Origin of the sequence: Pseudomonas sp. RIT-PI-AD (genome assembly GCF_025642785.1) — a bacterium.
Classification (GTDB): Bacteria; Pseudomonadota; Gammaproteobacteria; order Pseudomonadales; family Pseudomonadaceae; genus Pseudomonas_T.
The window spans coordinates 303,926-316,454 of record NZ_JANZKU010000001.1 but is presented as its reverse complement, the minus strand read 5'-3'; the positions used below and the strand labels follow the sequence as shown (position 1 = coordinate 316,454).

Genomic DNA, 12,529 nt, shown 5'->3' with positions numbered 1-12,529 from the left:
TCAGTCCATGAAGCCTTGCAGCTTCAGCTCGATGGAGCGAGGGTTCTCGCCCTCGGCAATGGACAGGATGCCTTCCAGCAACATCTCGCGGTAGCGCGATTGACGCATGACGATCGCCTTGAGCTTGTTGCCAATGGGCAGCAACAGCAGGTTGGCGAAGCTCACCCCATAGATCGTCGCCACGAAGGCCACCGCGATCCCGCTGCCGAGCTGGGTGGGATCGGCCAGGTTACCCATCACGTGGATCAAACCCATGACCGCGCCGATGATGCCGATGGTCGGCGCGTAGCCGCCCATGCTCTCGAACACCTTGGCAGCCTGGATGTCCCTGCACTCCTGGGTATACAGGTCGACCTCGAGGATGCTTCGGATGGCTTCGGGTTCGGCGCCGTCCACCAGTAACTGCAAGCCTTTGCGCGAATAGCTGTCGGGCTCCGTATCGGCCACCGACTCGAGCCCCAGCAGGCCTTCCTTGCGCGCGGTGAGGCTCCAGCCGACCACCCGAGTGATGCCGCCCGCGAGGTCGATCTGCGGAGGGAAGAAAATCCAGCGCAGCACCGCCAGCGCCCGCTTGAATACGCTCATCGGTGCCTGCAAGAGTGCCGCCGCCAGGGTACCGCCCACCACGATCAACGCGGCGGGCCCGTTCAACAAGGCGCCCGCGTGGCCACCCTCGAGGTAATTGCCGCCGATGATGGCGACGAAAGCCAGAACCACCCCGATGATGCTGAGTACATCCATCAGAGGCAGGTCTCCGTCAGGTGCCTACCGATATCGTCCAGACCGTAGATGGCATCGGCCAGGTTGGCCTTCACCACCGCCATGGGCATGCCATAGATGACGCAACTGGCTTCGTCCTGCGCCCATACCTGGCTGCCGCCCTGTTTGAGCAAGCGAGCACCTTCGCGACCGTCGGCGCCCATGCCGGTTAGTACCACGGCCAGCACCTTGTCGTTGAACGACTTGGCGGCCGAGCCGAAAGTGATATCCACGCACGGCTTGTAGTTCAGGCGCTCATCGCCGGGGAGGATTTTCACCACGCCCCGCGCATCCACCATCATCTGCTTGCCGCCCGGCGCCAGCAGGGCTGTTCCGGGGCGCAGCACGTCGCCGTCCGCCGCTTCCTTGACGGATATCCGGCAGAGCTTGTCCAGGCGCTCGGCGAACGCCTTGGTGAAGGCTGCCGGCATGTGCTGGATCAAGACGATTGGCGAGGGGAAATTCGCGGGTAACTGGGTGAGCACCCGCTGCAAGGCCACGGGGCCGCCGGTGGAGGTGCCGATCGCCACCAGCTTGTAGGCCTTGCGCTTGGGGCTCGGGGTCGCGACCGGAGCGGACGCCCCGGCGGTCGGCCGCGCGGGCGCGGGGGAGCCGCTGGGCGCCGGGGACGGGCTCGCCGCGGGGGCCGGTGCCGTCGGCGTGCTGAAGCTGCTGAAGCGTCGATTGCTGCGGGCGATGGTGTGGACTTTCTCGCACAGCAGCGTCTTGACCTTGTCGGGGTTGCGCGAGATGTCGTCGAAATTCTTCGGCAGGTAGTCGACCGCGCCGGCGTCCAGCGCATCCAGGGTCACCCGGGCGCCTTCGTGGGTGAGCGACGAGAACATCAATACCGGCGTCGGACACCGCTGCATGATGTTGCGCACCGCGGTGATGCCGTCCATGGTCGGCATCTCGTAGTCCATGGTGATGACATCGGGCTTGAGGGCCAACGCTTGATCGATGGCCTCGCGGCCGTTGGTCGCGGTTCCCACTACGGTGATGTTGGGATCGGCGGACAGGATTTCCGAAACGCGGCGGCGGAAGAAACCGGAATCATCCACGACCAGAACCTTGACTGGCATACACACTCCTAAGCGGCCGGCCCTCTCGGGCCAGCCAGAACGATCAGACGCGACGCGCGTATCGCTTGAGCATACTCGGCACGTCGAGAATCAGGGCGATGCGCCCGTCACCGGTAATGGTAGCGCCAGACATTCCAGGAGTGCCTTGCAGCATTTTGCCCAGCGGCTTGATCACCACCTCTTCCTGCCCGACCAACTGGTCGACCACGAAGCCGATGCGCTGGGTACCCACGGACAGGATCACCACATGCCCCTCGCCCTGCTCTTCATGGGCTGCGCTACGCACCAGCCAGCGCTTGAGATAGAACAAGGGAAGCGCCTTGTCGCGGACGATCACCACCTCCTGGCCGTCGACGACGTTGGTCCGCGACAGGTCCAGATGGAAGATCTCGTTCACGTTGACCAGCGGGAATGCGAACGCCTGGTTGCCAAGCATCACCATCAGGGTCGGCATGATAGCCAGCGTCAGCGGAACCTTGATGACGATCTTCGAACCCTGGCCCTTGGTGGAGAAGACGTTGACGGTACCGTTGAGCTGGGAAATCTTGGTCTTCACCACGTCCATGCCGACGCCACGGCCGGAGACGTCGGAGATTTCCGTCTTGGTGGAAAAGCCCGGCGCGAAGATCAGGTTGTAGCATTCCAGGTCGGTCAGGCGATCCGCCGCATCCTTGTCCAGCAGGCCTTTTTCGACTGCCTTGGAACGCAACAGGTTGGCATCCATCCCTTTGCCGTCGTCGGTGATCAACAGCAGGATATGGTCGCCCTCCTGCTCCGCAGACAACACCACGCGACCGGTACGCGGCTTGCCGACCGCCTCGCGCTCGTCGGGGGTTTCGATACCGTGGTCGACCGCGTTGCGCACCAAGTGGACCAGCGGATCGGCCAGCGCCTCGACGAGGTTCTTGTCGAGATCGGTCTCCTCCCCCACCAGCTCCAGGTTGATCTCTTTCTTCAGGTTGCGCGCAAGGTCGCGGACCAGACGGGGGAAGCGGCCGAAGACCTTCTTGATCGGCTGCATCCGCGTCTTCATCACCGAGGTCTGCAGATCCGCGGTCACCACGTCGAGGTTCGACACCGCCTTGGACATGGCCTCGTCGCCGCTGTTGAGCCCCAGGCGAACCAGGCGGTTCCGTACCAGCACCAGCTCGCCGACCATGTTCATGATTTCGTCGAGCCGAGCGGTATCCACCCTGACGGTGGTTTCACCTTCGCTGGTGGCAGGCGCTTTGTCGCCGGCCGGATGGGCGGCAGGCGCAGGCGCGGACGAAGCCGGCGCGGGCGCGGGCCTGGCGGCAGGTGCGGGGGCTTTGGGTTCGGGCTTGGCGGCTACGGGGGCCGGCTTTTCAGGTGCGCTGGGCTTGGCCGGTGCGGCGGGCGCCGGCTCGGCAGGCGGAACGAACTTACCCTTGCCATGCAACTGGTCGAGCAATGCCTCGAATTCGTCGTCGGTGATGTTGTCGCCTGCACCCGGGGCTGAGGCTGGAGCGGGCGCTGGAGCCACCGCTACCGGCGCCGGCTCTTCGCTGGCCGTGGCGAACTTGCCCTTGCCATGCAATTGGTCGAGCAACGCCTCGAATTCGTCGTCGGTGATCTCGTCGCCCCCGCCGGGATTCGGAACGGCCACGGGGGGCGCGGGAGGCGGAGAGGTTTCCGCACTCGCGGAGAACTGACCTTTACCGTGCAGTTGATCGAGCAGGTTCTCGAATTCATCGTCGGTGATTTCGTCGGAATTGCTCGGCTGAGCGGGGGTCGCGGAAGGCGCCTGGTCGCCCAGGGCATCCAGCAATTGTTCGAACTCGCTGTCGGTGATATCGGACCCCGCGGGAGCGGCGGCTGGCGCAGGCGCTTCCGCCACGGGCGCTTCGGCGACGGGCGCAGGAACGGCGCTGGCGGGCTCCGCCAGACGGGCCAGGGCGGCCAGCAACTCGGGCGAGGCCGGGGTCGGTTCGGTGCGCTCGCGCACCTCGCTAAACATGCCATTCACGGCGTCGAGCGCTTCCAGCACGACGTCCATGAGCTCCGCATCCACACGGCGCTCCCCTTTGCGCAAGATGTCGAACACGTTCTCCGCGATGTGGCAGCACTCCACCAGCTCATGCAGCTGGAGGAAACCGGCACCGCCCTTGACGGTATGGAACCCGCGGAAAATCGCGTTGAGCAGGTCCATGTCGTCCGGGCGGCTTTCGAGTTCCACCAACTGCTCGGACAACTGCTCGAGAATCTCGCCGGCTTCTACCAGGAAATCCTGGAGGATTTCTTCATCGGCGCCGAAGCTCATGTGGGTGCTCCCTAGAATCCAAGGCTGGATAGCAGATCATCGACATCGTCCTGACCGGATACCACGTCTTCGCGCGTGGCGGCGTGAATCTGTGGTCCTTCACCATGAGATGGCGCTTGTAGTTTTTCCTGCTCGGCACGCAACTCTTCGTGGTCGTGCTGGATACCGGCGAAACGGTCGACCTGGCTGGCCATCAGCACCAGCTTCAGCAGATTGCTCTCCACTTCGGTAACCAACTTGGTGACCCGCTTGATCACTTGGCCGGTGAGGTCCTGGAAGTCCTGCGCCAGCAGAATATCGTTCAACTTAGCGGAAAGTTGCTCGCTGTCGCGTTGACTGCGCGCAAAATATTGCTCTATTCGCTTGGCGAGATCGCGAAAAGCGTCGGGCCCCAGTTCGCGGCGCATGAAACGCCCCCAATCGTCGCTGAGGTTGCGCGCCTCATCTGCCAATCCATTGACCAGCGGCGCGCTCTCCTCGACCAGATCCATAGTGCGATTGGCCGCGTTCTCGGTCATTTGCACGACGAAGGCCAGGCGGTCGGTCGCATCGGATATCTGGGAAATTTCGGTGGCGTGAGGCAGGCGCGGATCGAGTTGGAAATTGACGATCGCGTTGTGCAGTTCGCGTGTGAGTTTGCCTACTTCCTGATAAAGACCGCGATCACGCGCATGATTGAGCTCGTGGATGAGTTGCACCGCCTCGCCGAAGTTGCCTTTTTCCAGGCTGTCGACCAATTGGCGGGCATGGGTTTTCAGGGTCGACTCGAAGTCGACCGATTGCGAATCGTTTTGCACCATAGCGCCCTCGCCGCAGACATCAGCCGTTTACCCGCTCGAAGATCTTCTCGATCTTCTCTTTCAGCACCTGGGCGGTGAATGGCTTGACCACGTAGCCATTCACCCCGGCTTGAGCCGCCTCGATGATCTGATCGCGTTTGGCTTCGGCGGTGACCATCAACACGGGCAGGTTCTTCAGTCTTTCGTCGGCACGCACTGCGCGAAGCAGGTCGATGCCGGTCATCCCAGGCATGTTCCAGTCGGTGACCAGGAAGTCGTAGTTACCGCTGTGCAACATCGGCAGCGCACTGGTGCCATCGTCGGCCTCGGCGGTATTGGTGAAACCCAAATCGCGCAAGAGGTTCTTGATGATCCGTCGCATCGTCGAGAAATCGTCAACGATGAGGATTTTCATGTTCTTGTCCAAGTCGACCTCCGTACAGTCCTAAACGCATTCATTATCTGACTGCGCCGATCAATCGTGAAACCGGCCGTGCCGTTCAGCTCGCTCGCCACTCGCCCAGACGTGCACGCAGGCGCGCCGCGCACTGGCTATGCAACTGACTGACCCGCGATTCGCTGACCCCCAGCACTTCACCGATTTCCTTGAGATTCAGCTCTTCGTCGTAATACAGCGACAACACCAGCCGCTCGCGTTCAGGCAGGTTGGCGATGGCATCCGCCAGCGCCGCCTGGAAACGGTCGTCTTCCAGATCGCGTGAAGGCTCGAGATGGGTGATTCCGCTGTCTTCCTGCAACCCGCCGTGCTCGCCGTCCTGCAACAGGTCGTCGAAGCTGAACAGCTTGCTGCCCAAAGTGTCGCTCAGAATGCCGTAGTAATCCTCGAGACTCAATTTAAGTTCGGCCGCAACCTCTTGATCTTTAGCATCCCGGCCGGTGCGCGCCTCGATCGCGCGGATCGCGTCGCTGACCATCCGGGTGTTGCGATGTACCGAACGCGGGGCCCAATCGCCCTTGCGCACCTCGTCGAGCATGGCGCCACGGATGCGGATGCCGGCGTAGGTTTCGAAACTCGCACCCTTGCTGCCGTCGTATTTCTTGGACGCTTCCAGCAGACCGATCATCCCCGCCTGCATCAGGTCCTCGACCTGTACGCTGGCCGGCAACCGGGCCAGCAAATGATAGGCGATGCGCTTGACCAGCGGCGCGTGGCGTTCGATCAGTAGATGTTGCGAGTCCCGCGCCTTGGCCTTGTTATACATAAGGAATCCAGTGGCTGCTGTCATACCGCCGTTCCCGCGATCGGTTGCTGCACCAGTCGCTCGACGAAGAACTCCAGATGGCCGCGCGGGTTGGCCGGAAGCGGCCAACTGTCGACTTTCTGGGCGATCGCCTTGAACGCCAGTGCGCATTTCGAGCGCGGGAAAGCTTCATAGACCGCGCGCTGCTTCTGCACTGCCTTGCGCACCGACTCATCGTAGGGCACCGCACCGACGTACTGAAGCGCGACATCGTCGAGAAAACGATCGGTCACCTTGGTGAGCTTAGCAAAGAGATTGCGACCCTCCTGCGGACTGTGCGCCATATTGGCCAGTACGCGGAAGCGATTCATGCCGTAGTCGCGATTGAGCAATTTGATGAGCGCATAGGCGTCGGTGATGGAGGTCGGCTCGTCGCACACCACCACCATCACTTCCTGGGCCGCGCGGACGAAACTCACCACTGCGTCGCCGATGCCGGCCGCGGTGTCGATCACCAACACATCGAGATTCTCGCTGATGTCGCTGAACGCCTGGATCAGGCCGGCATGCTGCATGGGCGAGAGCTGGACCATGCTCTGGGTGCCGGACGCCGCGGGCACCACACGGATACCGCCGGGGCCGGGGATCAACACGTCGCGCAATTCGCAGGCGCCGTCGATCACGTCGGCGAGGGTGCGCTTGGGCGTCAGGCCGAGCAGGACGTCGACGTTGGCGAGCCCCAGGTCGGCATCCAGCAACATGACCCGCCGGCCAAGGTCGGCGAGTGCCAGGGACAGGTTCACAGACACATTGGTCTTGCCGACGCCGCCCTTGCCGCCGGTCACTGCGATCACCTGAACGGGATGCATACTACCCATGGTTTTTACACACCTTGTAACGTCGACAGGCCACTTGGCTCGCTAAGCCGCTTTCGGGGAAAGGGCTGATTGTTCATCCAACACGCCGCGCCGGGTTTTCGTACAAACCGGCGAACAGATCGGCCATCGCTTCTTCGCTCGGCTCTTCCGGCGCCTGCAGGCTGACCGCCCGGCTGACCAACTGATGACTGCGCGATACCTGCAGATCGTCGGGGATTCGCGGCCCGTCCGTCACATAGGCTACCGGCAGGTGCTGGCTGATGGCCAGGCCTAACGCTTCGCCAAGGCTCGCGGCCTCGTCCAGCTTGGTCAGGATGCACCCGGAAAGACCGCAGCGCTTGTAACTATGGTAGGCGGCCTTCAGCACTTGGCTCTGGCTGGTCGTTGCCAAAACCAGATAATTCTTCGCTTTGACCCCGCGGCTGGCCAAACTTTCCAGTTGCATGCGCAATCCCGGGTCGTTGGCGGGCAAGCCGGCGGTATCGATCAATACCACGCGCTTGCGCGCCAGCGGTGCCAATGCCTGGGTCAGGGATTCGCCCGGGTCCACCTGGGTCACGGACACGTTGAGAATGCGCCCAAGGGTCTTCAATTGTTCCTGGGCACCGATACGGTAGCTGTCCATGCTCACCAACGCGATGCTCTGCGCGCCATATTTCAGCACATAACGCGCCGCCAGTTTCGCCAGCGTGGTGGTCTTGCCCATGCCGGCAGGGCCCACCAGCGCGATCACCCCACCTTCCTCGAGCGGTTCCAGCTTGGGCGTTTGGATCGCCCGGGCGAAATGCGCCAGCAGGTTCCGCCAGGCCAGGCGCGGTTCGTCGATGGGCGCCACGCGGTCCAACAGGGCTCTGGAGAGCTCCGCCGACAGCCCCATGCGTTGCAGGCGGCGCCACAGCCCCGCCTCCTGCGGACGGCGATTGCGCACTTGGCCCCAGGCGATGGAGCCCAACTGCACTTCGATCAGTTCGCGCAAGCCCAGCAATTCGCTGCGCATCGCGTCGAGGGCGATCTTGTCGCCGCCCGCCTCGGCCGCGGCGGCCGGTTTGGCCGGCGCGCGTTGCTGGCGCAGCACCGCCGCCAGGCTGTCCGGCGGCATGCCGGCAGCCTCGGCGGCGAACATTTGACGGTCTTTCAGGCCGGCGTCCTGGGCACGGATGCTCAGTTCGGTCTTGGCATTCGCCAGGCGCGCCTGGGTCTTGCGCAACTCCGCTTCCAAGGCCGGATTCGGCAAAGCCTTCGCGGGTGGCGGCGTCGGGGTCTGGTAATCCAGCGCAGCGGTCAGCTCGACGCCGCCGGCTACCCGGCGATTACCGATGATCGCAGCGTCCGCGCCCAATTCGTCGCGGACCAGCTTCATGGCTTGACGCATATCGGCGGCAAAGAAGCGTTTGACTTGCATGGCCTGGAACCTCGGTTAATTCTGACCCACGGTGGCGACGATGGTGACCTGCTTGTTATCCGGGATTTCTTGGTACGCCAGCACATTCATGCTCGGTACCGCGAGACGCGCGAAGCGCGAAAGCATCGCACGAACCGGACCGGCCACCAGCAAGATCGCCGGCTTGCCGAGCATTTCCTGACGCTGTGCCGCTTCCACCAGAGAACGTTGCAGTTTCTCGGCCATGCCCGGTTCGAGGAGGATGCCGTCCTCGGAGCCTTGCCCGGCCTTCTGTAGACTGTTGAGCAATATCTGTTCCAACCTGGGCTCGAGGGTGATCACAGGCAGCTCGGGCTCTAGTCCCACGATGTTCTGCACGATTGCGCGGGACAGCGCGACGCGAACCGCCGCCACCATCGCGGCGGGATCTTGACTCTTCGGTGCGACGTTGGCGATGGCCTCGGCGATGGTCCGGATGTCCCGCACCGGCACCTGCTCCTGCAACAACGACTGCAAGACCTTGAGCAGGGTCGACAACGAGACCATACCCGGGACCAGTTCCTCGGCCAGCTTGGGCGAACTCTTCGCCAGCAACTGCATGAGTTGCTGGACTTCCTCGTGCCCCAGCAGCTCGTGGGCATGCTTGTGCAGGACCTGGTTCAGGTGCGTGGCCACCACGGTGCTGGCGTCCACCACGGTGTAGCCGAGGGTCTGCGCCTGGTCGCGCTGGGCAACGTCGATCCATACCGCTTCCAGGCCGAACGCCGGGTCCTTGGCGGCGATGCCGTTCAGGGTGCCGAACACCTGTCCCGGGTTGATCGCCAGCTCGCGGTCGGGATAGACCTCCGCCTCGGCGACGCTGACGCCCATGAGGGTCAGCCGGTAGGCGTTGGGCAGCAGATCGAGGTTGTCGCGGATATGCACCGAGGGCATCAGGAAGCCCATTTCCTGGGAGAGCTTCTTGCGAACCCCCTTGATCCGCGCGAGCAGTTGTCCACCCTGGTTGCGGTCCACCAGAGGAATCAACCGGTACCCCACTTCCAGGCCGACCATGTCCACCGGGGTCACGTCGTCCCAGCCCAGTTCCTTGGTTTCCTGCGGACGCTGGGCGGGGAGTAGTTCTTGTTGGCGCTGGACTTCCTGGGCTGCGGCCACTTCGGTCTTGCGATGCTTGTTCCAGATCCAGTAAGCGCCACCCGCGGCCATCAGGCCGAGCCCGAGGAAGGAGACGTGGGGCATGCCCGGCACCAGGCCCATGGCGATGAGGATGGCCGCCGAGACCGCCAGGGCCTTCGGCGAGGCGAACATCTGCCGGTTGACCTGTTGCCCCATGTCCTCGGAACTGGACACACGGGTCACCATGATCGCCGCGGCGGTGGACAGCAGCAGCGAGGGAATCTGGGCGACCAGGCCGTCACCGATGGTCAACAAGGCATAGATGCGCCCGGCGTCGCCGAAGCCCAGACCGTGCTGCAACATACCGATGGCCATGCCGCCGATCAGGTTGATGAACAGGATCAGCAGGCCAGCCACGGCGTCACCGCGGACGAACTTGCTGGCGCCGTCCATGGAGCCGTAGAAGTCGGCCTCCTGGGCCACTTCCACCCGACGCCGCTTGGCTTCGGCCTGTTCGATGAGGCCGGCGTTGAGGTCGGCGTCGATGGCCATCTGCTTGCCGGGCATGGCGTCCAGGGTGAATCGCGCGCTCACCTCGGAAATCCGCCCGGCGCCCTTGGTGACCACCACGAAGTTGATGATCATCAGGATGGCGAACACTACCGCACCCACCACGTAGTTGCCGCCGACCACGACGTCGCCGAACGCCTGGATCACCTTGCCCGCGGCCTCGTGCCCCTCCTGGCCATGCAGCAGCACCACCCGGGTCGACGCGACGTTCAGCGCCAGGCGCAGCAGGGTGGCGACCAGCAGAATGGTGGGGAATACGGCGAAGTCCAGCGGCCGCAGGGCATACACGCTGACCAGCAGGACCACGATGGACAGGGCGATGTTGAAGGTGAAGAAGACGTCGAGCAGGAACGGCGGGACCGGCAAGGTCATCATGCCGAGCATGGTCAGCACCAGCAGCGGTACGCCGAGGTTGCCGCGACTCAGGCCCTGCGCGCTGCTGCGGAAGGAACTGATCAATTGAGAACGGTCGACTGCCACGTGGATACCCCGGCGATTCAAACTTTTGACGCGGATATTCCGCCCGACAGGGTCAGTGCAAGAACCTCACCAACTTGCAGCGCCTTTCGCCGGAGGTCCGGCCGGCGCGCCTTCCAGGCCAGGGTTCCTGATTGCCATGGCGGACCGCCGGCAGCCAAGCCGAACCCTGGCGGCCCGGGCGAGTCAGACTGCACACGGGGCATCCACCCGGATGTCCGGATGAAACACTGACGGGAGTCTCTTCGATGAAGAAATGGATGATCGCGGCATTGGCCGGTTGCTCGGTAATGGCCGTACAAGCGGAAACCCTCAACGTTCCCCTGACGGCGGTAGACGCCAAGGGCATCGGCAAGAACGTCGGCAGTGTCAGCGTCGAAAGCACCGACTACGGCCTGGTGTTCAGGCCCAACCTCAGTGGCCTGAAGCCGGGCGTGCACGGTTTCCACATCCACGCCAACCCGAGCTGCGCCTCGGCGGAAAAGGAAGGCAAGCCCTCCGCGGCCGAAGCCGCCGGCGGCCACTGGGACCCGAAGAACACCGCCACCCACGGCGAGCCCTGGGGCGCCGGCCATCTCGGCGACCTGCCCGCGCTGCTGGTGACGGCGGATGGCAAGGCTAATCAGCCGGTGCTCGCGCCACGCCTGAAAAGCCTCGACGAGATCAAAGGCCATGCGCTGATGGTCCACGAGGGCGGGGACAACCACTCCGATCATCCCAAGCCGGTCGGCGGCGGTGGCGCCCGCATCGCTTGCGGCGTGATCCAGTAACCCTACCCGGACGGCCGCCCCGCGGCCGTCCAACCGCTGCCTCGACCTACCCTTTCCCTCGACCCAGTCCCTTCACTCGTCGCGCCGCAGATCCGGCGGAATCGGAACGTCCTTCAAGGGCGCGGGGCGCTTGCCCTTGCCGGCGCGGAATTGCTTGAACTGATAGACGTAGGCCAACACCTGCGCCACCGCCAGATAGAGCCCCGCGGGAATCTCGCGATCGAGTTCGGTGGAGTAGTACACCGCCCGTGCCAGCGCCGGCGACTCCATCAGGGTGACCTTGTTTTCCTGGGCGATCTCGCGAATCTTCAGGGCCAGGAAGTCGCCACCCTTTGCCAGCAGGACCGGCGCATTGCCCTTGCTGGGATCGTATTTCAACGCCACCGCGAAGTGGGTCGGGTTGGTGATCACCACGTCGGCATCCGGCACCGCGGCCATCATCCGCCGCTCGGCGACCTCCCGTTGCAATTGGCGGATACGCGACTTGACTTCGGGCTTGCCCTCGCTGTCCTTGTATTCGTCGCGGACCTCCTGCTTGGTCATCATCAGCTTCTGCTTGCTGTCCCAGAGCTGGTAAGGCACGTCCACCGCGGCGATGATGATCAACCCGCACGCCAGCCACAGGGCGCTCCAACCGACCACCTGGACGCTGTGCATGATCGCCTGGTCGAGGGGCTCGCTGCCAATGCTGAGCAAGGCATGCTTATCCGAGATCAACACGCCCAACGCCACCAGCAGCAGGACGAAAAACTTGCCGAGGGCCTTGAACAACTCCACCAGGGCCTTCGGCGAGAACATCCGCTTGAGCCCTTCCAGCGGGTTCATCCGGCTGAACTTGGGCGCCATGGCCTCCGCCGAGAACAGCCAGCCGCCCAGGGCGATGGGGCCGATGATGGAGGCGGCGAGCAGGGTCAGCAGCAGGGGCATGATCGCGTCCAGCGCCATCTTCCCGGAATCGACCAACCAGAGGACCATGGAGCCCTCGTCGAGCAGGGCCTCGCGCGGCAGGCTGAAGTTGAAGCGCATCAGCCCCATCATCATGTTCGCCAGGCTGCCGCCGGTGACCAACAGCCCGCCCGCTCCCGCCAGGGTCACCGCCAGGGTGTTCAGCTCGCGGGAACGGGCGATCTGGCCCTTTTCACGGGTCTCTCGACGCCGTTTCTCCGTGGGCTCCTCGCTCTTGTCGGCACCGCTTTCGCTCTCGGCCATGGATCACCGCCTCCCGTGCATCGAC

Annotated in this window: 11 protein-coding genes; 1 reads left to right on the top strand and 10 read right to left on the bottom strand. The window is 63.8% G+C overall.

Going from position 1 to position 12,529, the window contains the following annotated elements; all coding sequences use genetic code 11:
- The 9 genes from OGL92_RS01480 to flhA all read right to left on the bottom strand — a co-directional run bounded on the left by OGL92_RS01480 (nt 1) and on the right by flhA (nt 10,528).
- Nucleotides 1–741 (bottom strand): flagellar motor protein, encoded by a 741-nt coding sequence (locus tag OGL92_RS01480; protein WP_263139343.1) that lies wholly within the window; start codon nt 739–741, stop codon nt 1–3.
- Nucleotides 741–1,841, bottom strand: coding sequence for a chemotaxis response regulator protein-glutamate methylesterase (locus OGL92_RS01475; RefSeq protein WP_263139341.1), 1,101 nt, complete (start codon nt 1,839–1,841; stop codon nt 741–743). The genes OGL92_RS01480 and OGL92_RS01475 overlap by 1 nt, the downstream gene beginning before the upstream one ends.
- Before the next feature lie 43 nt (nt 1,842–1,884).
- Entirely contained in the window at nt 1,885–4,122 is a 2,238-nt protein-coding gene (locus OGL92_RS01470; RefSeq protein WP_263139338.1) for a chemotaxis protein CheA, read from the bottom strand.
- An 11-nt stretch (nt 4,123–4,133) separates the two neighbouring features.
- Entirely contained in the window at nt 4,134–4,922 is a 789-nt protein-coding gene (locus tag OGL92_RS01465) for a protein phosphatase CheZ (RefSeq protein WP_263139335.1), read from the bottom strand.
- 19 nt (nt 4,923–4,941) lie between these two features.
- On the bottom strand, nt 4,942–5,316 hold the full coding sequence (locus OGL92_RS01460; RefSeq protein ID WP_263139333.1) for a chemotaxis response regulator CheY: 375 nt from the start codon (nt 5,314–5,316) through the stop codon (nt 4,942–4,944).
- Between the two features lie 85 nt (nt 5,317–5,401).
- A complete protein-coding gene (gene fliA, locus OGL92_RS01455; protein WP_263139332.1) occupies nt 5,402–6,148 on the bottom strand; it encodes an RNA polymerase sigma factor FliA in 747 nt (248 codons plus the stop codon).
- Nucleotides 6,145–6,981 (bottom strand): flagellar synthesis regulator FleN, encoded by an 837-nt coding sequence (gene fleN, locus OGL92_RS01450; protein WP_263139329.1) that lies wholly within the window; start codon nt 6,979–6,981, stop codon nt 6,145–6,147. The genes fliA and fleN overlap by 4 nt, the downstream gene beginning before the upstream one ends.
- 73 nt (nt 6,982–7,054) lie before the next feature.
- The gene (gene flhF, locus OGL92_RS01445; protein ID WP_263139327.1) at nt 7,055–8,383 is read right to left on the bottom strand and encodes a flagellar biosynthesis protein FlhF; all 1,329 of its coding nucleotides are present in this window, start codon (nt 8,381–8,383) and stop codon (nt 7,055–7,057) included.
- A 15-nt stretch (nt 8,384–8,398) separates the two neighbouring features.
- Nucleotides 8,399–10,528, bottom strand: coding sequence for a flagellar biosynthesis protein FlhA (gene flhA / locus OGL92_RS01440; RefSeq protein WP_263139320.1), 2,130 nt, complete (start codon nt 10,526–10,528; stop codon nt 8,399–8,401).
- A 245-nt stretch (nt 10,529–10,773) separates the two neighbouring features.
- Between flhA and sodC the strand changes: the two genes are divergently transcribed.
- Nucleotides 10,774–11,295 (top strand): superoxide dismutase [Cu-Zn] SodC, encoded by a 522-nt coding sequence (gene sodC / locus OGL92_RS01435; protein WP_263139309.1) that lies wholly within the window; start codon nt 10,774–10,776, stop codon nt 11,293–11,295.
- A gap of 72 nt (nt 11,296–11,367) precedes the next feature.
- Here the strand turns inward: sodC and flhB are convergent, their stop codons facing one another.
- Nucleotides 11,368–12,504: a flagellar biosynthesis protein FlhB gene (gene flhB / locus OGL92_RS01430; RefSeq protein WP_263139307.1), complete on the bottom strand. Its 1,137-nt coding sequence runs from the start codon at nt 12,502–12,504 to the stop codon at nt 11,368–11,370.
- Nucleotides 12,505–12,529: the final 25 nt, after the last annotated feature.

Coding starts and splice junctions, on each gene's coding strand:
- OGL92_RS01480 (WP_263139343.1), bottom strand. CDS start 741: ATGGATGTACTCAGCATCATCGGGGTGGTTCTGGCTTTCGTCGCCATC.
- OGL92_RS01475 (WP_263139341.1), bottom strand. CDS start 1,841: ATGCCAGTCAAGGTTCTGGTCGTGGATGATTCCGGTTTCTTCCGCCGC.
- OGL92_RS01470 (WP_263139338.1), bottom strand. CDS start 4,122: ATGAGCTTCGGCGCCGATGAAGAAATCCTCCAGGATTTCCTGGTAGAA.
- OGL92_RS01465 (WP_263139335.1), bottom strand. CDS start 4,922: ATGGTGCAAAACGATTCGCAATCGGTCGACTTCGAGTCGACCCTGAAA.
- OGL92_RS01460 (WP_263139333.1), bottom strand. CDS start 5,316: ATGAAAATCCTCATCGTTGACGATTTCTCGACGATGCGACGGATCATC.
- fliA (WP_263139332.1), bottom strand. CDS start 6,148: ATGACAGCAGCCACTGGATTCCTTATGTATAACAAGGCCAAGGCGCGG.
- fleN (WP_263139329.1), bottom strand. CDS start 6,981: ATGGGTAGTATGCATCCCGTTCAGGTGATCGCAGTGACCGGCGGCAAG.
- flhF (WP_263139327.1), bottom strand. CDS start 8,383: ATGCAAGTCAAACGCTTCTTTGCCGCCGATATGCGTCAAGCCATGAAG.
- sodC (WP_263139309.1), top strand. CDS start 10,774: ATGAAGAAATGGATGATCGCGGCATTGGCCGGTTGCTCGGTAATGGCC.
- flhB (WP_263139307.1), bottom strand. CDS start 12,504: ATGGCCGAGAGCGAAAGCGGTGCCGACAAGAGCGAGGAGCCCACGGAG.